Below are 19,946 nucleotides of genomic sequence, written 5' to 3' on the forward strand. Positions count from 1 at the left end.
CTGTCGTGTCGCCGTCTGTCGTATCGCTGCCTGTCGTATCGCCGTCTGACGTGTCGCTGCCTGACGTGTTGCCGTCTGTCGTATCGCCGTCTGTCGTATCGCCGTCTGTCGTATCGCCGTCGCCGAGTGGTGTCGTCATGGGTCAAGTGTGGACCGGTCTGCTCGCATACCCGGCAGTTGTGTCCAAACCGGTGTCGGCCGTCCCGGTTACAGTGGCTTCATGGGGTCGACCGTCTCCGAAGATCGCGTCGGGGCGGTGTCGGCGTCCGGACTGCATGTGCTGTGGCGCCCGGGTATCGGCCTGGCCGTCTGGCTGGACCCCGCATATTCCACCCCGGCCGGAGACCAGCTCCCTGCCACATCTCCTCACCAGACCGGTACCGCACTCCCCGACGCCGTGTCCACACTGTTGGCGGGCAAACGTTTTCGCCGCGACATCGCACTCATCGGGCCCGACGGCCACCGAAATTTCGTCTCCGCAATGACGTTGGGGACGTCGTCGGCCGTCACCCTGCTCGACGCCACCCGGTCCCTGCCGGTCGGCGGGGATGTCCGCTGGTGCCGGCTGATCCTCGACGGCGTTCGCCGATTCGTCGATGCGGGCGCGGTGGTGCCGGCCGTCGTCGACGTCGCCGGGGAGACCGTGGCGCGGTGGCAGCCGATTCCCACCCCGTCGTGGCGCAGTTGGTGCACGGTGGTGGCCGCGGGCGCGCCGCAGGTGCTCCTGGACAACGGGGGTGCGTCCGCGCTGGGTGACCTCGCCGCCGAACTGACAGACTTCGAATGCCGCTCCCGCCTCGCCGCGTCGATACCGCGCCTGGGCCCGGTCGCACCGTCCACGCCGGTGCTCGCCTCCCTGGTCGACGGCGCCACGGTGCCACCGCAGGCACGCCATCCGGCCACCCGGACGGCCTGGAGTCAGTGGAACAGCAGTGCACCGCAAGATGATTCGACACTGATCTTCCGGCTGCACGAGCCCGAGGATCTACCCGCTCCCGACGATTCCTTCGGCGAGTGGGAACCCGACATCGCCATCGCGGAGCCCCGGTGGCGCCTGCAGGTGTGTCGCCGGGCACCCGACGGCCACACCGAACCGGTGCTCCCCCATCGTCTCGACGCCCACGACCTCGACCAGATGACCACCGAACTCGCTTCGGCGGTGCGGGCTTTCGGGGAACTCGCCCAGGCGGAACCGGACCGCACCACGCTCGATTTCCTGCTGGGTACCCGCGCGGTGGAGCAGTTGTTCGCCGAGGGAGCCGCCGCCCTGGGTGATGCGGGATTCCCGGTTCTGTTGCCGCGCACGATCGCCGACGTGCGGCCGGTCCTCGGTGTGCGGGCGACACCGGTTCCCGGTGGCGGCGCGCCGGCCAGAATGGTCGGGTTGCGTGAGGTGCGGGAGTTCGAATGGCGTCTGTCGCTGGGCGACGATCCCGAGGCCGTCACACTCACCGACGGTGACCTCGACGAATTGTCGCGCCAGAAGGGCGATCTGGTCCGGGTTCGCGGAGTATGGATGCGCGCCGAGGGCGCCGCCCTGACCCGCGCGGCAGCATTCATCCGGACCCAGCGCGCCCTGCGCGCCACCGACCAACCCGCCGACATGGGCGAGTTGTTCGGGCTGGTGGTCGACGGAGCCGGCAACGCGCCCGTACCCGTGACCTCGGTCGAAGGGTTGGGCTGGCTCGACGACATCGCGGCCGGGGGCGCGCTGCGGCCGGCGCCACTGAGTCCCCCCGCGGCACTGGCCACCGAACTCCGTCCCTACCAACTCCGTGGACTCGACTGGCTCTGGTATCTGTCGACACTCGGGGTCGGCGGTGTCCTCGCCGACGACATGGGCCTGGGCAAAACCGTTCAGGTGATCGCACTGCTGTGCCGTGAACGGGAGTCCACACCCCCTGGCGCAGTCACCGAACCCACCTTGATCATCTGTCCGATGTCAGTGGTGGGCAACTGGTTTCGCGAGCTGCAGCACTTTGCACCGCACCTACGGGTGGTGGTGCACCACGGCGCCGACCGTGCGCGCGGCAGCGAGTTCGGCACACGCACCGACGGCGTCGACGTGGTGTTGAGCACCTTCGCGATCGCCACCCGCGATCGCGGACTCCTGGCGGGCCGGTCATGGCGGCGCCTGGTGGTCGATGAGGCCCAGCACGTCAAGAACGTCAACACCGCGGCAGCCAAGGCGCTGCGGTCGATTCCGGCCGCCCATCGACTGGCACTGACCGGAACGCCGGTGGAGAACCGGCTGGAGGATCTGCGTGCGGTGATCGACCTGGTGAATCCCGGAATGCTCGGATCTGCGTCCGTCTTTCGCGCACGTTTCGCCGAGCCGATCGAACGTGACCGCGACCCCGGGGCGTTGCGCAGGTTGACCGGTCTCACGCGCCCGTTCATCCTGCGGCGGGAGAAGAGCGACCCGACGATCATCACCGATCTGCCGGAGAAGACCGAGATCACGGTGCGCGCCAACCTGACCGTCGAACAGGCAGCCCTCTACCGCGCGATCATCGACGATCTGATGGCCGCACTCCGCGTGAAGCAGCAACGCGCGATGCGCCGGCGAACCGTCCTCGCCGCCCTCACCCGCCTCAAACAGGTCTGCAACCATCCCGCCCACTACCTCGGTGACGGCTCGGCGATCATGCACCGCGAGCAGCACCGTTCCGGCAAGGTCGAATTGCTCGGCGACATGGCGGCCACCCTGGTCGCCGACGGTGACCGCGCCCTGGTCTTCACCCAGTTCGCAGTCTTCGGCGAGATGCTCTCGGCGTGGCTCGGCGATCTGCTCGAGACGCCGATTCCGCTGTTGCACGGCGGTGTCACGCGCACCGAACGCGACCGGATCGTCGGGGAGTTCGGGTCGGGGCACACCGGACCCCCGATCCTCGTGGCCACGTTGAAGGCCGGCGGCACCGGGTTGAATCTGACCGCCGCCAACCACGTGATCCACGTCGACCGATGGTGGAATCCGGCCGTCGAGGACCAGGCAACCGATCGCGCGTACCGGATCGGTCAGCATCAGCATGTGCACGTCCGCCGGTTCGTCTGCGTGGGGACACTCGAGGAACGCATCGACGACATGGTTGCCAAGAAGCGTGAATTGTCGCGGCTCACCGTCGCCGCGGGCGAGAACTGGATCTCCGATCTCGGCGACGACGAGTTGTTCGACCTGTTCCGGCTACGCGACGAGGCGGTCAGCGAATGAGCCGCGGAACGGTCCCGGTGCGGGGATACGCGTTGACGCGCTGGTCGCGCACGTTTGTGGACGTGGTGGAGGGACGCGCCGACATCGCGGGCGTGGGCGAGATCACCGAGTCGGCCGACAGCCGTCGTATCGCCAAGGCGCGCAGATACTTTCGAGACCGACACGTACATCGGCCGGCCATCACACCCGGACGGGTGACCGCGTCGGTGGAGGGCAGCCAGCTCGAGCCGTTCGAGGTGACCCTCACGATGCGCACCGTCGATGCCGCGACGGTCGCCGAGCTGCTGCGGGCCAACGGTGGGGTCGATGACGTGATGTCGGTGACACGCGGCCAACAGCCGGCGATGCTCGGCGGGTTGCTCGGCCCCACCGAATCGGCCGACGTCGTCTCGGACTGCACGTGTCCGGACGAGTCGTCGCGCTGCATCCACGTGCTCGCGGTGGCCTACGAGGTGGCCGCCGACATCGACCGCTCACCGCTGACGTTGCTGACGGTGATGGGCACGGACCTGTCATCGATCCTCGACGCGCTCGACGATCGCGCCGCGGGCGCTCCGCGGGGTGACGCTTCGGGCGACGACGGCCGCACGCCGCCGGCCGGCAACGACTTCTACGGTGACCACTCCCCGCTTCCGGCGCTGCCGCGTCCTGCGCGGATGAATCCGCTCACCGACCTCGACACCACCGCGCTGCGGACGGCGCTGCGGGCGTCCGGTGTTGCCCCGGGCGATATCGCCGAGGCCATCGACCAGCTCGGCGACCTCTACGACCGGCTCGATCCTCGCGACGCACCGGAGGGATCCGGCGCGTAGTATGTGCCTCCGCCAACCACGGAGGTCGTGCGGTGCAAGAGCATTCAGGAACGGACCAACCCACCACGTCGCGCGTGCACACGTTAGTGACACGGCTCCGGCTCGACCCCACGCTCATCCTCTCCTCGGCCGGGATCGTCGTCGCGGCCGCGGCCGTTCTGCTCGGTATCCGCGCTGCGTTCGGAATGCCGACCGCCTTGTCGTCGTACTTCTGTGTGCTGCTTCTCCTTGCACCGGCGATGCGGCTCCCGCTGCGCTGGCTGTTTGCCGCCGCAGGCTGGGCGCTCATCGTCGCCGTGGTGGGTTACGTCATCGGCGAGCACCGTGACGGCACCGGAGGGTTGGCACTCCTCGTGGTGGCGCTCGTCGTGGTGTGCCTGGCGCAGTCGGTGCTTCGGTTCGGCCAGGTGGCCACGATCTCGCGATCGCCGGTCAATCTGATCCTGTTTGCCGCGATGCCGTCCACCGGCGCCCAGGCCTGGCAGGTGGTGCTCGGAGCGACAATCGGTGCCGTCTTGGCGGTGATCGGTGCCATTGTTCTCGCGGCGAGCAGATCCGGTTCCGACGCCGACGAGGACCTGTCCGAGGCCGTACCCGCCGAGAAGGTGTCCGACCAGTTGCGCAGCGGCCTGTACCTCGCGGTGGGATGCCTGATCATCTTCCTGGTCGCAGAACTCTCACCGTTCGAGTTGCCGCGCGCACAGTGGTCGCTGCTCGCCTTCTGCATGATCTTGGCGGTGGATGCCCCGATGCGCAGTTCTCGAATGCGGGAACGGATCATCGGCACCATCGCCGGCGCCCTGGCCGCGAGTGCGCTCAGCGCCTTGCCATCGCCCATCCCGTTGATCCTGGCGGCGATCTGTGTCGTACTCTGCCTCGCCTACATCCGCGCCCACGACTACACGATGTACGTGATCTTCCTGACGCCCGCGGTGCTACTGACGTCCAGTGGAAAATCGACGTGGTCGCTGGCTCTCGAGCACGTGGAAGCGGTGCTCGCGGCGATCGTGATGGCCTTGGCGCTCACCACCCTCGACACCTGGGTCGGCAATCACCGCCGAGCCCGCTCGTCACGGTGACCGCCGGCAGCCGTCAGAAGTCCCAGTCCTCGTCCTCGGTGTTGACGGCCTTGCCGATCACATACGAACTGCCCGACCCGGAAAAGAAGTCGTGGTTCTCGTCGGCGTTGGGTGACAGCGCCGAGAGGATCGCCGGGTTCACGTCGGTGTCGTCGCGCGGGAACATCGCCTCGTAGCCGAGGTTCATCAGCGCCTTGTTGGCGTTGTACCGCAAGAACTTCTTGACGTCCTCGGTCAGACCCACTTCGTCGTAGAGCGCCTCGGTGTAGTCGGACTCGTTGTCGTACAGGTCGAACAGCAACTCGAACGTGTAGTCCTTGAGTTCCTGCCGACGCTGCGGTGACTGTGTCTCGAGCCCACGCTGATACTTGTAGCCGATGTAGTAACCGTGCACGGCCTCGTCGCGGATGATCAGTCGGATCAGGTCGGCGGTGTTGGTGAGCTTGGCCCGGCTCGACCAGTACATCGGCAGATAGAAGCCGGAGTAGAACAGGAACGATTCGAGCAGCGTGGAGGCCACCTTGCGCTTGAGCGGATCGTCGCCACGGTAGTAGTCCATGACGATCCTGGCCTTGCGCTGCAGTTGGTCGTTCTCTTCCGACCAGCGGAACGCCTCGTCGATCTCCTTGGTGGAACACAGGGTGGAGAAGATCGAGCTGTAGCTCTTGGCGTGGACCGACTCCATGAACGCGATGTTGGTGAGCACCGCTTCCTCGTGCGGGGTGGTGGCGTCCGGGATGAGCGACACCGCTCCCACCGTGCCCTGGATGGTGTCGAGCAAGGTGAGCCCGGTGAACACCCGCATGGTGAGTTCCTTCTCGTATGCGGTGAGCGTGTTCCACGACGGGATGTCGTTGGAGACCGGCACCTTCTCCGGCAGCCAGAAGTTGCCGGTGAGGCGATCCCACACCTCCGCGTCCTTCTCGTCGGTGACGCGGTTCCAGTTGATGGCCGAGACCCGGCTCACCAGCTTGATCGGTGCGCCGTCGGCGGGGCTGTGCGTCCCTGCGGTCATGGTGTCGCCTCCTGTGGCGGGTTGATGTTCATGGTGCGAACTGGGGTCGGTGGAGGTGGGATCGGTCAGGTCACGTGGACGAGGTCGAGGACACGAGCGGCCACAAAGTGGTCGCCGATGCGCTCGACGTCGTCGCGCGGTATGCGGTGCCAGACGGTCAGCAGCAAGTCTGCTGCCGAACCACGCAGCGCCACATCGGCTTTCGAATGCTCACGACGCCACTCGAAGCCGTCTGCGGTGATGTCGACAGACCATTCACCGTCGTCGACGTCGGTGGCGTGCAGGTGCATCGACCGCCCGGCGAGTTCGGGTGGCACTCCGGGCCCGCGGGCGATGGAGCGCTGCGCGACCACCTCGAACCACTCGTCGATCGCATCCGTGGCCAGCGCTGCGGGAATCGGCGTCGGCTCCGGCGGCTGCGTCGCCGACTCCAGATCCCACCGATGCACGGCAACTTCGTGCGCCTGTCTCCGGTACCAGAACGCGACGGTGCGTTCGCCGACGAATGTGGATGCGCGATCGTCGGGGTCGTGCGAACCCAACGTGCTCACCAACTGGTCACGCCCCTCGACGTACCAGTCGATCACCGCGTCCGGACCGGGCACCGGGATACCGTCGTAGCCGCGGTACAGCCGTGTGCCCGCAACCCGGTCGGCAGCCCACCGGTGGACCGCACCCACATGCCCGAGCAGGTCGTGCACCGTCCAGCCCGGGCAGGACGGCACGGCGATCGCCAAATCACCGACCGACGTCGATGCGAGGATCTCGCTCTCCGACTTGATCGCGGCGAGCCACTGTTCTGGTTCCATGCGGTCTGCTCCCGTGAAGCCGCCTGCGCTACAGCATGCAGGAGACGCAGTTCTCCACCTCGGTGCCCTCAAGGGCCATCTGGCGCAGCCGGATGTAGTAGAGCGTCTTGATCCCCTTGCGCCACGCGTAGATCTGGGCCTTGTTGACGTCGCGAGTGGTGGCGGTGTCCTTGAAGAACAGCGTGAGACTCAGCCCCTGGTCGACGTGCTGGGTGGCCGCCGCATAGGTGTCGATGATCTTCTCGTACCCGACCTCGTAGGCGTCCTGGTAGTAGTCCAGATTGTCGTTGGTCATATATGGCGCCGGGTAGTAGACGCGGCCGATCTTGCCCTCCTTGCGGATCTCGATCTTGGCGGCCACCGGGTGGATCGAACTCGTCGAGTGGTTGATGTAGCTGATCGACCCGGTGGGCGGCACCGCCTGCAGGTTCTGGTTGTAGATCCCGTCGCGCGCCACCGCTGCCTTGAGTTCGCGCCAGTCGTCCTGGGTGGGGATGGCGATCTCGGCCTGTGCGAACAACTCCCGCACCTTGTCGGTGGCGGGCAACCACTCCTGGTCGGTGTATTTGTCGAAGAACTCACCGGAGGCGTAGGTGGAACGCTCGAACCCGGCGAAGGCACGACCACGCTCACGCGCGATCGCATTGGATGCCCGCAACGCGTGGAACAACACGGTGTAGAAGTAGATGTTCGTGAAATCCACTCCTTCTTCGCTGCCATAGAAGATGCGTTCGCGCGCCAGGTAACCGTGCAGATTCATCTGCCCCAGACCGATCGCGTGAGAGTCGTTGTTGCCCTTCTCGATCGAGGGCACCGAGGTGATCGCGGTCTGATCGCTCACCGCGGTCAGCCCGCGAATCGCCGTCTCGATGGTCTGTCCGATGTCGGGTGAATCCATCGTCTTGGCGATGTTCAGCGAGCCGAGATTGCACGAGATGTCCTTGCCCACATGGGAGTAGGACAGATCGTCGTTGAACGTCGACGGTGTCGACACCTGCAGAATCTCCGAGCACAGGTTGGAGTGTGTGATCTTGCCGTCGATCGGGTTGGCCCGGTTCACCGTGTCCTCGAACATGATGTAGGGGTAGCCCGATTCGAATTGCAATTCCGCCAGGGTCTGGAAGAACTCGCGTGCCTTGATCTTCGTCTTGCGAATCCGGCGGTCCTCCACCATCTCGTGATACTTGTCGGTCACGTTGATGTCGGCGAAGGGCACCCCGTAGACACGTTCCACGTCGTACGGGCTGAACAGATACATGTCGTCGTTGTTCTTGGCCAACTCGAAGGTGATGTCGGGGATCACCACGCCGAGACTGAGCGTCTTGATGCGGATCTTCTCGTCCGCGTTCTCCCTCTTGGTGTCGAGGAACCGGTAGATGTCGGGATGATGCGCGTGCAGGTACACCGCACCGGCGCCTTGGCGGGCGCCGAGTTGGTTGGCGTAGGAGAACGAGTCCTCGAGGAGCTTCATGATCGGGATGACACCCGACGACTGGTTCTCGATCTTCTTGATCGGTGCGCCGTGCTCGCGAATGTTGCTCAACAGCAACGCCACACCGCCGCCCCGCTTGGACAGCTGGAGAGCCGAATTGATCGACCGCCCAATGGATTCCATATTATCTTCGATGCGAAGGAGGAAACAGCTAACCGGCTCACCGCGCTGTTTTTTGCCCGAGTTGAGGAACGTGGGCGTGGCCGGCTGGAACCTGCCGTCGATGATCTCGTCCACCAGATTGCGCGCCAGCGCGGTGTCGCCGTCGGCCAGCGTCAGGGCCACCATGCACACGCGGTCCTCGAAACGTTCGAGGTAACGCTTGCCGTCGAAGGTCTTGAGCGTGTAGCTCGTGTAGTACTTGAACGCGCCGAGAAATGTGGGGAAGCGGAACTTCTTCGCGTACGCGTGCCCGAAGAGCAGCTTGACGAACTCGCGGTCATACCGTTCGAGGACCTCGGCCTCGTAGTAATTCTCCTCGATCAGGTAGTCGAGCTTCTCGTCGAGGTCGTGGAAGAAGACGGTGTTGAGATTGACGTGCTGCAGGAAGTACTGGTGCGCCGCCTCACGATCCTTGTCGAACTGGATCCGCCCGTCGGCGTCGTACAGGTTCAGCATCGCGTTGAGCGCGTGATAGTCGAGTTCGCCCGGATCGTGACCCGACGGCCCGGCATGCACTCCCGACTTGCTGGCCGAGGTGGTGGTGTCGGTGGTCGCGTCGGAGAGGGATGTGGTTGGCGACACGAAGAACTCCTGTGCAGCTAGAGGATGGGGTATGGCTGAGGACGGTGCTGACACGAACGAGGCTAGTAACGGGGTGCGACAGTCAGGCGCCGCGGGCGACCGATGTCGCGAACGCATCGCTCTCGGCGAACTCGGCGAGTCCGCGACGGACGCGCTCCACGTCCTCGGCGGTGCCCATCAGTTCGAAGCGATACAGATACGGCACCGAGCACTTCGCGGAGACGATGTCGCCGGCGAGGCAGTACTCTTCACCGAAATTCGTGTTGCCCCCGGCGATCACGCCGCGGATCAGCGAACGGTTGTGCGGATTGTTCAGGAACTTGATCACCTGCTTGGGCACGAAGCCGCCGCCGATACCCGACGACACCTTTCCACCCCCGTAGGTGGGACAGATCAGGACGTACGGCTCGTCGACGGTCACACCCCCCGCCACGCCGCCACTCAGCGGGATGCGCACGGCACGCACGCCGAGTTTGCCGACGAAGCGGTGGGTGTTCTCCGACACGGACGAGAAATAGACCACCAGCGGACCCGCCGTGGTGGTGGGTGATTGCATGGATGTTGAGTCGGTGGACATCATGATCGATCCGGCTTCCCCTTCGGATCGTGGGCGCGAACCTCAGGCAGCTGCCGCGGCCAGCGCCTTGATGCGGTCGAGACGGAAGCCCGACCAGTGCTCATCGCCCGCCACGACCACCGGGGCCTGCAGATAACCGAGCGCCATCACGTAATCGCGGGCCTCCGCGTCCTGGCTGATGTCGACGACCTCATAGGACAGACCCTGCTTGTCGAGAGCCTTGTAGGTGGCATTGCACTGGACGCAGGCCGGCTTGGTGTAGACGGTGATGGCCATTCGATCGCTCCTTCAGAAGGTGAGGTAGTCGAGGAGTCCTGGTGTGGCTCGCTACGAAACACTGGCGGTTCGGACGGTTTCCCAGAGTGAACTATGTGACTCAGGTCACCGATCCACCGCCTTCTCCGAGTCGCCCATTCCGGGGTTCGTCGTCGGCCTTGCTGGTGTGGAAAACACTACACCTAGTGTCTGACATTTGGGGTCACCACTAGAAGTTGTGAATCACATTCGTGAAAGTCGCTGGTCACCGGCGGTGCAGAATCTCGAATTGCCGCGTGTCGCGGCGCGTCGCGGCGCGCGCCGACGACCGAAACGCGCTCGACGCATCACAATCGTGTGATTCACCCGTATCCGCCGCCGGCGAGAGCCGGTGCCCAGACCAACGCCCGACACACAGTCAGGGAATGTTTCACGGCGCCGAATCGCTACACTGGAGTGAGACAACCGGACCATGGTCCGATTAATTCCCACACGATCGGGTCTCATCCCGTTCACCATCCTGTCGACCGTTAGGCTCATCGCATGCGCAAGCACATCGAGGACGGCCCGCTCCCGTTGCACGTGCACGGGCGCCCGGACAGCGAACGCGCAGACACCGAACGCGCAGACGCGGCCCGCAACCGGCAGCTGCTGCTGGCGGCGGCCAAGAGTCTCATCGACAACCACGGCGCCGCCGCGGTGACGATGGACGCCGTGGCGCGCGAAGCCGGGGTGGGCAAAGGCACCGTCTTCCGCCGCTTCGGCAGCCGGACCGGACTGATGTTCGCGTTGCTCAACCACTCCGAGTCCGAACTGCAACAGGCCTACCTCTCGGGTCCCGTACCGCTGGGTCCCGGCGCTGATCCGCTCGACCGACTCCTCGCCTATGGACGCGCGCGGCTGAAGATGAACCTCGACCACCTCGACATCCTGCTCGAGGCGGGCACCGACAACGGGGAGTTCTGGGATCACCCGGTGATGCGGGCGTCCACCCAGCACGTCCAGATCTTGTTGCGGCAGGTCGGGTTCCCCGACCCACTCGACGTCGTGGCGACGGCGATTCTGGCGCCGCTGGGCGCCGCCCCCCTGCGGCACCTGACCCGTGTGGTCGGCCTGGATTACGCGTCGATCCTGGCCAGTTGGGAGCGGATGGTCACCACGTTGGCCGCCGGACTGGGTCCTCGCTGACCCCACCCCTACTCGACGCGCGGACGAGTCCGATCCCCTTTAGCCTGGTGACACCTGGCGAAAGGAACGACCGTGAAGGCTGTCATCATCGGCGCGGGAATGGGTGGGATGAGTGCGGCGATCGCACTCAAACAGCTCGGCTTCGATGTCGAGGTCTATGAGCAGGTCACCGAGAACAAGCCGGTGGGCGCGGCCATCTCCGTCTGGTCCAACGGCGTCAAATGCCTCAACCATCTCGGGCTGGAGAAGGAAACCGCCGACCTCGGCGGCATCGTCGACACCATGAGTTACATCGACGGGCACACCGGAGACACCATGTGCCGCTTCAGCATGCAGCCGCTGATCGACGAGGTCGGGCAGCGCCCCTACCCCATCGCACGCGCCGAGTTGCAGCTGATGCTCATGGAGGCCTACGGAATCGACGACATCCACTTCGGTAAGCGGATGTCGTCGGTATCCGACGGTCCCGATGCCGCGACGGTCGAGTTCACCGATGGCACCTCCGACTCCGCGGACGTGGTCATCGGCGCCGACGGCGCCAAGTCGATCACCCGGGAATACGTCCTCGGCGGCCCGGTCACCCGGCGCTACGCCGGGTACGTCAACTTCAACGGCCTCGTCGCCACCGACCCCTCGATCGGCCCGGCCACCGAGTGGACCACCTACGTCGGTGACAGCCGCCGGGTCTCGGTGATGCCCGTGGCCGGCGACCGCTTCTACTTCTTCTTCGATGTTCCGATGCCCGAGGGCGAACCCTTTGAGCGCGGCACCGCCCGCGAAGTACTCGCCGAGGAGTTCGCCGACTGGGCACCGGGTGTGCAAAAGCTCATCGAGACCCTCGACCCCGCCACCACCAACCGTGTGGAGATCCTCGACCTCGATCCGTTCCATACCTGGGTCAAAGGCCGCGTCGCGGTGCTCGGCGACGCCGCCCACAACACCACACCCGACATCGGTCAGGGCGGCTGTTCGGCCATGGAAGACGCTGTGGCACTGCAGTTCGCATTCAAAGAACACCCCGACGACGTCCATGCAGCGCTCGTCGCCTACGAGGCGTCTCGCACCGAGCGAGCGGGCGACCTGGTGCTGCGTGCCCGCAAGCGCTGCGACGTCACCCACGGCAAGGACCCGGAGAAGACGTCCGCCTGGTACGCCGAGCTACGCGACGAGGACGGCTCCAACATCATCCGCGGCATCGTCGGCAACATCATGGGCGGACCGCTCACGTCCTGACCCGTCATCGGGCGACCGGGCCCGACCGTGAGTTTCCCGGCCGTCAGTTGCCCGGCGGCGTGAGCCGTCAGTTGCCCGGCGGCGTGAGCCGTCAGTTGCCCGGAGGCGTGATCGGCCGCCCCTGCTCGTCGGCCGCGATCCCGTCGTGGGAGACCAGCGCATTCTCCCTCGAGAGTGTGGGACCCGCGGCCAGCAGCGACACCACCGCCCAGGGGGCGGGCGAAGGCGAATCACCCAGTCCCAGAAGCGTTCCCGTAGCCTTGTCGGGCACTCCGAATCGCACACCGGTATCGCCGACGAAGAACCGCGACTCGGCACGGGCGCTGTCCGGCTCGTTCCCGGTGACCTGGATGTACTCGCCGCTGCCGGGTGCGAGATACACATGGTCGACGCCGGGCCCGCCGCCGTCGGCCGTGGCCACGTCGACGGCCTTCGCGCCGGCGGGCACCGGCAGCTGCCGGCCCACCAGAAGTTGGGTGGTCGCATTCGGTTCACCGGCGTCGCGCCGCCACACACGGCATGCGGTGGGTGACGTCTGGGCGTCCACCAAATGCGGTGTGACGGTGGGGAAATCATCCACCGGTAGGGCGTGTCGCACCGGTAGGGAAGCCACCGCGCCGGGCGCCACGGTGGCCACCGGCGCGGCACCCTCCCGGTCGGCGAGGCGCAGGATCTCGGCGGTCGCCGCCGAGATCGGCTGGACCCCATCACGCAGCGCGACAAAGTACTGCGGCACGTCGTCGATACCCGTCGACTTGATCACTGCCCCCACCGCCACCCCGGCCAGCGGCCCGGCACCGCCCGCCCCGTCGACGCGTGGCAGGGTGAGGTCGTCGACCTCCGGGAAAGTGTTGAGCAGGCCGGTGGCGATCGGCCGTGGAGTGACCCCCTCGAGCGCGAGCGCGCGCATCACCGGCACGCTGGCCGTGTCGACGCGTGCACGCACCGACACCGTCGCCGATGCCCGCTGCAGCTGATAGACGAGGAAGGTGTCGGTGCCGTCGGTCACCAACAGCGCGGCATCGCGCTGCGCCACGTCGATGCCGTCACCGAGTGCGGGTGGCGCAGCAAGCACCGACAACCGGCGGGATGAGGCGTCGGCCGAGGACGGGTCGGTGTGCTCGCCGACGGGTCCGTCGCACACCGTCCACACCGAGATGTCCGGATGCGCCGACGACGGCAACGCGAACGGCGCACCGGGAATCCCCAGCAGCGGGCCGCGCGGATAGCGCGCCAGCTTGCGATCACTCACCGAGGCAGGCGTGGCCGAACTGCCGGTGATCAGTCGTGCGGATGCCAGATTCAGGACCGGGTGCAGGGTGCCGTCGATCAGGACGTAGGTTCCGCCGGTCTTGCCGGCGATGATGTTCGCCTTGCCCACCGAACCCTGCGGCGACACCAGCCCCCAGATCCCGAATCCGGCCAGCGCCAGCAACGCGAGCACGGTCCCGACGACCAACGCCCGCGACTGGGAACGCATCGGGTCGTGCAGCATCCGGACATCGCGGCGGACCAGCGCGTGCTCGAGTCGGCGCAGCAGGAAGCGATATCCGTTGACCTGAGCCTTCGTGGTCAGCTGACGGGCCATCGCTCCCCCTGTGTACATGTGCGCGCCACCGCCGGTCGCGGTACTCGCGCGTCGCAGCACGCGCCGCGTCCGTCGAGTGTGACGGGCGGCGCCCGCGTCCGGTTCCCCCCGGCGGCGATCGGCGTTCGTTCGAACGACATGGCCGCCGGCGCGGTGGATTCCGCCGCGCGTCCGGCCGCGGCGCGGTAGTAGCCTAACCGAAACCCGATCACCGGCAGCGACGTGTCCGGGTGCCGGGGCGGACTTCGAGGGGGCGGTCGATGACGGTGACGACGCAGCGCCGTGCCGTGTCCACGGCATCGCGTCGGATGCCACACCTGCCCGGTCTGGCGACTCTTGTCGGTGTGCAGGTGCTCCTCGCCCTCGGCATGATCATCTGGATCGCGTCGGGCAGTCCCTGGGGGTGGATCGCACTGCTCACCGCATTGCTGATCGCCCTCGCGTTAATTCCGCTGGGCGAGCGCGCCTCGGCGGCGGCGGCGGGCACACGCCGCATCGGCTTCGCCTGGTCACGCATGCGACGGCGCTCCGCCGAGCTGACGCCCGCTCCGTTCGACATACCCATCACCCGGCCGCCGGCCCGCGGTGCGCGAACGGCGCAGGACCCCGGTGGACATGTCGGCGCGCGCTGGGCCGGCGGCACTCTCATCACGGTGTTGCGCGTCTCCCCCGCAGCACCGGCCCCCACCCATCTCACCCCGCACGGCGGCATTCCGGGTACCGACGAGGGCCAGCTGATTCCGCTGACCGCCCTGGCCATGTGTATCGACCCGTTCGACATCCCGCTGGCCTCGATCGACGTCATCACACGTGGGGTGCGCCTCGGGGGAACCGGCCGGGTCGCCGCCGCCTACGACCGCACACTGGGGCCACTGCCCGCCACCGCCCATCGCTCGGTCTACGTCGTCTTGCGCCTGGACCCCACCGATTGCGCCGACGCGGTGGCCCGACGAGGCGGGGGCGCAACCGGCGCACTGCGCACGGCCACCATCACCACCCGGCGTGTGGCCCGGCGGCTCACCGAGACCGGACTGCAGGCCGTACCCCTCAATGCCGCTGAAATCACCTCTGTCACAACGCAGTTGACCGAAGGGGCGGCACTGGAGAGCACGTCCGAGGAGTGGCAGGGGGTGCATGCGGGCCGAGTCCGGATTCGCACCGCCGCCATCGAGCCCGCCGACCTGGGCCGGGTGCTGTCCACCGCCTGGGTGAACCAGGCGCTGTCGACCACGACGGCGCTGCGCCTGGCCAACGGCCCCGACGGACGCCTACGGGTCAGCGCACTCCTACGTGTCGCCGAACTGCCCGATGCCGGCCGCGCGATCACCGCGTGGCCGCGGGGCGCGTGGCCGGTCGACGGGCGTCAGTTCGACGCCCTGACCGCCACCATCCCCACGGCCGCCTCCGCACGGTTGTTCCGGCACCTGCCCGCCACCTCGGGGGGCGCCGCATACGACCTGCTCGCAGCCATCGCGCTGCCGGCCGCGGGCTGCGGACAACTCGTCGGCGCCGATCACCTCGGCCGGGCCGTGGCGATCCCGCTGTACGGTCCCGATGTTGCCGACGTCGCGGTGATCGGTGGACATCGTCTGGCCACACTGCTGACCGCGCGTATCGTCGCGACGGGCGCGGCCGTCGTGGTGCACACCACCCGGCCCGATCGGTGGGCACGACTGGCGGAATCCGTCGGCGACCCGCGGCAATTCTCGGTCCACCAGCGTCATCCCGGTGCCGCAGGTCACTTCGGGGTGGAGGTGTACGACGGGGTGGCCCCACACCCAGCGCCGGCGGGCACCACCCGGCTCTTCCTCACGCAGACCGACGCGCCGGAGGTCGCCTCGGCGACGATCGTGTTGATGCAGGATCCGCGTTCCCCCCAAGACATCACGGTCACGACCCCGGACGACCGGTTCCGCGTGACCATGGTCGCCACCGACGAGGAATGGACCCTGATCGGGTCCGGACCGACGGCACGATCCGTCCCGCCTAGGCCGTTCCCGCCAGCGGCACCAGGGCCCGGAAGAACACCGCGCGGCTAGCGGCCGCGCGCACCACCACATCGGGATCACCGTCGGCAAGCCAGACCGCACGGCCCTGCGGAACGGTGAGCGAATCGCCGGTGCCGGGTCGGACCTCGACCGAGCCGGACAACACCATCAGGATTTGCGGTCCCGGCATGTCGAAGCAGATCGAGGACGCATGAAGCATGCCCGTGCCGTCGAGTTCCACACTGGAGAGCCGGAATTCGCCGAACGGCGTCAGGTAGACCCGCTCGGCGCCGACCATCCGGATGCGGGGTTGTAGCTCGTCCTCCGCGACGGGCGTGAAGTCGAGGACCTTGAGCAACTCGGGCACGTCGATGTGCTTGGGGGTCAAACCGCCGCGCAGCACGTTGTCGGAGTTCGCCATGATCTCCACGCCCGTACCCCGCAGATAGGCGTGCAGATTACCCGCCGGCAGGTACAGGCCCTGCCCCGGACTCAGCGACACCCGGTTGAGCAGCAGGGACGCGAGTACGCCCGGATCGTTGGGATACATCTCGCCGAGTTCGAGGACCGTCCGCAGTTCCTTCACGAAGGGGGTGCCACCGGCCTCGAGCGCACCGACCGCCGCCGCGAGTACGGCCGGGACCAGCGCCCGGATCGAGGCCTCGGGCAGCGTCAGCCACGTGGTGAACAGGGCACGCAGGCCTTCGCGGTCGGGCTGCCCGGCCAGCATCCCGAGGAAGGGGTCGAGCTCGCTGATCTGCAGTGCGCGCAGCAGTTCGATGGTCCGCCCCGGGTCCCGGAAACCTGCCAGCGCGTCGAAGTCGGTCACCGCGACGATCAGTTCGGGTTTGTGCCAGGGGTCCTTGTAATTGCGGTCCGACGCGTCGAGGGGAACGCCCTGCGCATTCTCGCGGTCGAACCCCTCGCGTGCCTGGGCGGCGCTCGGATGTGCCTGCAACGACAGGGGCTCCTCGGCGGAGAGATACTTCAGCAGAAACGGCAGCCGCTTGCCGAACTCCGCGGTGCACCCGGCGCCCAATGCGAAGACGGGGTCGGAGTCGATCACGGTGAGCAGATCCGAGACCGGCCGGTTCTGCGCGTCGAGCACATGTGCCGGACCCTGCGGGTGCGCGCCGAACCACAACTCGGCCTCCGGGTGTGGCGACGGGACCGGCATCCCGCGCAACGACGCGATCGCGGTCCGCGAACCCCACGCATAGGGCCGCACCACACCCTCGAGTACCTTCATCGAACCCCGCCCGCGGTCAATGCCAGATAGACCGCCGCCATCTCCACCCGCTCGGCCACGACGAGCAGCGACGCCAGGTCGGTAGGTGCGTCGCCGAGATCGTCGGATCCTGCCGGGCCACCGGCAGGAGTTGCGGGCGAGGCCTGCTCACCCACCACCACGTCCGCGTCCGGCATTCCCGCCGCCACCTGGCGCGTGTACCACTCCCGGGCGGCGGTGGTGGCCACGAACACCCGGGGCGGCGGATCGGCCGCAGGACCATCGATGTCGGGGTCGAAGAAGATGGGATCGACCTCGGGTCGACGATTCGCCCAGATTTGCCTGGACGTCTGCGCAACCGTGGCGAGATCGCTTGTGCCGCAGACGATTCCAGAAACCGAGAGCAGTGTTGCGGCATTGTGGGATGCGATCACGGTGGCGGCGGGACCGTCGCCGGTCCACACCGTCGGGCGTTCACCGATTCGTGCGGCCAGCAACTTCGCCTGATTGTGAAACGTCTCGCGGGAGGAGTGGTTTGCGGCCGCCTCCGCGTCGAGGGCATCGGCCACGTCGTCCAGACGCGGCATGGCACCGGTGAACCGCACCCCGGTCAGCGACGCGAACACCGCGAACAGCGCCGCGACGTTGCCGGCGAAGGCGAAGCGCCGGTCGACATGCACCCGGGGCGAGGCGTCGATTCCATTTCCGGACAGCGCATCCCGCAGTGGACCCTCGATCGGGGCGACGACGACCACTTCGGCGCGGCGCCGGGACGCGCGCGCCGCGGCGTCCGCGAGAACCATGTCACCGGCGTCGTCGCCGACCACCACGACGACGTCGAGCGGACCGATCCATCCGGGTAACGACGGAGAGGAGACAATCGGGACGTCCAGACGCCCGGCCAACAGCGCCGACACGCATGCGCTCGCCGCCCGTGCTGTACCGGTGGCCGCGCACACCACCACCACACTGCGCGGCCGCAGCGCGTCGAGTGGCTCGAACACGCCCTCCCGGAGTGCCTCGGCCACCGCGCGTACCTGCGCGCCACCGAGCGCCGCCACCGGGAGCAGTCCGTCGACGTCGGCCGCGATCAGATCGTCGACGTCGTCGAGGTCGGGAGCACCGGTTCGCATGACACTCAGCCTAGCGATGCACGACGCTCCCCGTCTCAGTCGATGGGGTCGGGCAAGACCCGGAGATGCCCACGACGCCCCGGACGCGGCTTGACCGCACCGGAACGATGCGGTCCGCCTCCCGAACGGCCGCCGTCGGCCGGGGGCGAATCGAGCACGGGTCCGGTCGAGCGGTGTCGGCCCGACTGCACCTCGTCGAACAGGTCCTGGTCGGCTCCGGCTCCGCCGCCGTCGGCGAACCCGACCCCGGGACGACCCGCAGAGTTGCGGAACGGCCGGCCACCACGGGCAGCGCCGCCACCGGCGGCCCCGACCTCGCGAACCGCTTCAGCGAGCGCGGTGAGTTCGTAGTCCTCGGCGACCGGCGCCGAGAAACCCCGCTCGCTGCGCAGCATCTGCCAGCCCCGCGGAACGGTGATCCGCGCCGCATGATCGCCGCACAGATCCCACGAATGCGGTTCATCCGACGTCGCCAGCGGCCCGATGACCGCCGTGGACTCGGCGTACACGAAGGTCAGGGTCGCCACCGCCGCCCGGGAGCAGCCCGGTCGGCAGCACTGTCGGGGAAGCTTCACGCCCACGAGGTTATCCCGGCGTGTCGGCGATCACGGGTGGCGACACGCGCCTGCCGCCGACACCGGACGGGGGCCTGCGGGCGGGCCTTGCGGACATGACGGCGCGGCGGCCACTACACTCGCGCCATGCGTATCGATCGGCGGCGGCAGGCGCGGGATCGCAATCCGTCACCGACCACGGCCGTCTCGCGTCGTACGCGCCGGGACCGCCGGGGCCGTGGACTCCGCGCGCCCCTGCTCCCGCAAGGTGTGCCGGCCTGGCAGAGCAGATCCGACGACTTCGACGCCGTCGTCCTGGAGGCATTCGCAGAGATCGACGGCCGCTGGCACGAGCAGTTGGCCGGACTCGATATTGCGGTGGACGAGATTCCCCGTTTGCTGCCGCGGGATCCGGAGACGGTGCAGTGGCCCGAAGAGGTGACCGCCGACGGGGCGGTGCCGTTGGCGCGCCTGATGCCGGCCGGGATCGATGTCGCGGGCCAGCCCACGCGGGCTCAGATCATTCTCTTCCGGCGCCCGCTGGAGAGCCGGGCCAAACGCGGCGCCGATCTTCTCGATCTGGTCCACGAGGTGCTGGTGCAACAGGTGGCCACCCACCTCGGCATCGACGAGGACACCGTCGACCGCGGGCCGGAGTGACTCCTACCCTCGCATCCTCGCGGGCAACGAGTTCGGGTCAGATGATCCCGCGCTTGAGGCGGCGACGCTCACGCTCGGAGAGCCCGCCCCAGATGCCGAACCGCTCGTCGTTGTGCAGCGCGTACTCGAGGCATTCGGCCTTCACCTCACACCCCTGACAGATGCGCTTGGCCTCGCGGGTGGAACCGCCCTTCTCGGGGAAGAACGCCTCCGGATCGGTCTGCGCACACAGCGCCCGGTCCTGCCACTGATCCTCGACCGCTTCGAAGAGATCGTCGAATTCGTTGGGCACCAGGGAAAGGTGCCGACGGGCTCCAGTGGCCTCGTCCATGGTTCCGGTGCCGCCGATCAGCGACTCGTCAACCGGCCCAAGGGTTCTG

The 19,946-nt window shown here is 67.5% G+C and carries 17 protein-coding genes; 7 read left to right on the forward strand and 10 right to left on the reverse strand.

The features are described from left to right. Positions 1-220 precede the first annotated feature (220 nt). From ACWDSI_RS06710 to ACWDSI_RS06720, 3 genes are all read left to right on the forward strand, one after another. Positions 221-3,211 (forward strand): DEAD/DEAH box helicase, encoded by a 2,991-nt coding sequence (locus ACWDSI_RS06710; protein WP_449745149.1) that lies wholly within the window; start codon positions 221-223, stop codon positions 3,209-3,211. After that, complete coding sequence (locus ACWDSI_RS06715) at positions 3,208-4,023, forward strand: SWIM zinc finger family protein (RefSeq protein ID WP_449745150.1); 816 nt, start codon at positions 3,208-3,210, stop codon at positions 4,021-4,023. The genes ACWDSI_RS06710 and ACWDSI_RS06715 overlap by 4 nt, the downstream gene beginning before the upstream one ends. Before the next feature lie 74 nt (positions 4,024-4,097). Continuing rightward, positions 4,098-5,102: an FUSC family protein gene (locus ACWDSI_RS06720; protein WP_449745151.1), complete on the forward strand. Its 1,005-nt coding sequence runs from the start codon at positions 4,098-4,100 to the stop codon at positions 5,100-5,102. 13 nt (positions 5,103-5,115) lie between these two features. Here the strand turns inward: ACWDSI_RS06720 and nrdF are convergent, their stop codons facing one another. From nrdF to nrdH, 5 genes are all read right to left on the reverse strand, one after another. Next, on the reverse strand, positions 5,116-6,117 hold the full coding sequence (nrdF, locus tag ACWDSI_RS06725) for a class 1b ribonucleoside-diphosphate reductase subunit beta (protein WP_449745152.1): 1,002 nt from the start codon (positions 6,115-6,117) through the stop codon (positions 5,116-5,118). Positions 6,118-6,182: 65 nt separating this feature from the next. Further along, a complete protein-coding gene (locus tag ACWDSI_RS06730) occupies positions 6,183-6,926 on the reverse strand; it encodes a maleylpyruvate isomerase family mycothiol-dependent enzyme (protein ID WP_449756063.1) in 744 nt (247 codons plus the stop codon). Positions 6,927-6,954: 28 nt separating this feature from the next. Further along, positions 6,955-9,162 (reverse strand): class 1b ribonucleoside-diphosphate reductase subunit alpha, encoded by a 2,208-nt coding sequence (nrdE, locus tag ACWDSI_RS06735; RefSeq protein ID WP_449745154.1) that lies wholly within the window; start codon positions 9,160-9,162, stop codon positions 6,955-6,957. 82 nt (positions 9,163-9,244) lie between these two features. Then, complete coding sequence (gene nrdI, locus ACWDSI_RS06740; RefSeq protein WP_449745155.1) at positions 9,245-9,718, reverse strand: class Ib ribonucleoside-diphosphate reductase assembly flavoprotein NrdI; 474 nt, start codon at positions 9,716-9,718, stop codon at positions 9,245-9,247. A gap of 63 nt (positions 9,719-9,781) precedes the next feature. Next, complete coding sequence (nrdH, locus tag ACWDSI_RS06745) at positions 9,782-10,015, reverse strand: glutaredoxin-like protein NrdH (protein ID WP_449745156.1); 234 nt, start codon at positions 10,013-10,015, stop codon at positions 9,782-9,784. Positions 10,016-10,537: 522 nt separating this feature from the next. Between nrdH and ACWDSI_RS06750 the strand changes: the two genes are divergently transcribed. Beyond that, entirely contained in the window at positions 10,538-11,182 is a 645-nt protein-coding gene (locus ACWDSI_RS06750; protein ID WP_449745157.1) for a TetR/AcrR family transcriptional regulator, read from the forward strand. Positions 11,183-11,254: 72 nt separating this feature from the next. Continuing rightward, positions 11,255-12,415 carry an FAD-dependent urate hydroxylase HpxO gene (gene hpxO, locus ACWDSI_RS06755; protein ID WP_449745158.1) on the forward strand — a complete coding sequence of 387 codons (1,161 nt, stop codon included), beginning with the start codon at positions 11,255-11,257 and terminating at the stop codon, positions 12,413-12,415. A 91-nt stretch (positions 12,416-12,506) separates the two neighbouring features. On the opposite strand, the gene eccB is transcribed toward hpxO, so the two are convergent. Beyond that, positions 12,507-14,003: a type VII secretion protein EccB gene (gene eccB, locus ACWDSI_RS06760; RefSeq protein WP_449745467.1), complete on the reverse strand. Its 1,497-nt coding sequence runs from the start codon at positions 14,001-14,003 to the stop codon at positions 12,507-12,509. A 260-nt stretch (positions 14,004-14,263) separates the two neighbouring features. Between eccB and eccE the strand changes: the two genes are divergently transcribed. Then, entirely contained in the window at positions 14,264-16,042 is a 1,779-nt protein-coding gene (gene eccE / locus ACWDSI_RS06765) for a type VII secretion protein EccE (RefSeq protein WP_449756064.1), read from the forward strand. Here the strand turns inward: eccE and manA are convergent. From manA to ACWDSI_RS06780, 3 genes are read right to left on the reverse strand one after another with little or no spacing between them, the layout of a single operon-like run. Then, positions 15,990-17,240: a mannose-6-phosphate isomerase, class I gene (manA, locus tag ACWDSI_RS06770; RefSeq protein ID WP_449745160.1), complete on the reverse strand. Its 1,251-nt coding sequence runs from the start codon at positions 17,238-17,240 to the stop codon at positions 15,990-15,992. The two genes, eccE and manA, sit on opposite strands and share 53 nt — an antisense overlap. After that, the gene (locus tag ACWDSI_RS06775) at positions 17,237-18,352 is read right to left on the reverse strand and encodes a hypothetical protein (protein WP_449756065.1); all 1,116 of its coding nucleotides are present in this window, start codon (positions 18,350-18,352) and stop codon (positions 17,237-17,239) included. The genes manA and ACWDSI_RS06775 overlap by 4 nt, the downstream gene beginning before the upstream one ends. Positions 18,353-18,387: 35 nt before the next feature. Beyond that, on the reverse strand, positions 18,388-18,927 hold the full coding sequence (locus ACWDSI_RS06780; RefSeq protein ID WP_449745162.1) for a DUF3499 domain-containing protein: 540 nt from the start codon (positions 18,925-18,927) through the stop codon (positions 18,388-18,390). 126 nt (positions 18,928-19,053) lie between these two features. Between ACWDSI_RS06780 and ACWDSI_RS06785 the strand changes: the two genes are divergently transcribed. Beyond that, a complete protein-coding gene (locus ACWDSI_RS06785) occupies positions 19,054-19,566 on the forward strand; it encodes a metallopeptidase family protein (RefSeq protein WP_449745163.1) in 513 nt (170 codons plus the stop codon). A 37-nt stretch (positions 19,567-19,603) separates the two neighbouring features. On the opposite strand, the gene ACWDSI_RS06790 is transcribed toward ACWDSI_RS06785, so the two are convergent. Then, positions 19,604-19,861 carry a WhiB family transcriptional regulator gene (locus ACWDSI_RS06790; RefSeq protein ID WP_449745468.1) on the reverse strand — a complete coding sequence of 86 codons (258 nt, stop codon included), beginning with the start codon at positions 19,859-19,861 and terminating at the stop codon, positions 19,604-19,606. Positions 19,862-19,946: the final 85 nt, after the last annotated feature.

This window comes from Gordonia sp. NPDC003429 (genome assembly GCF_053588575.1).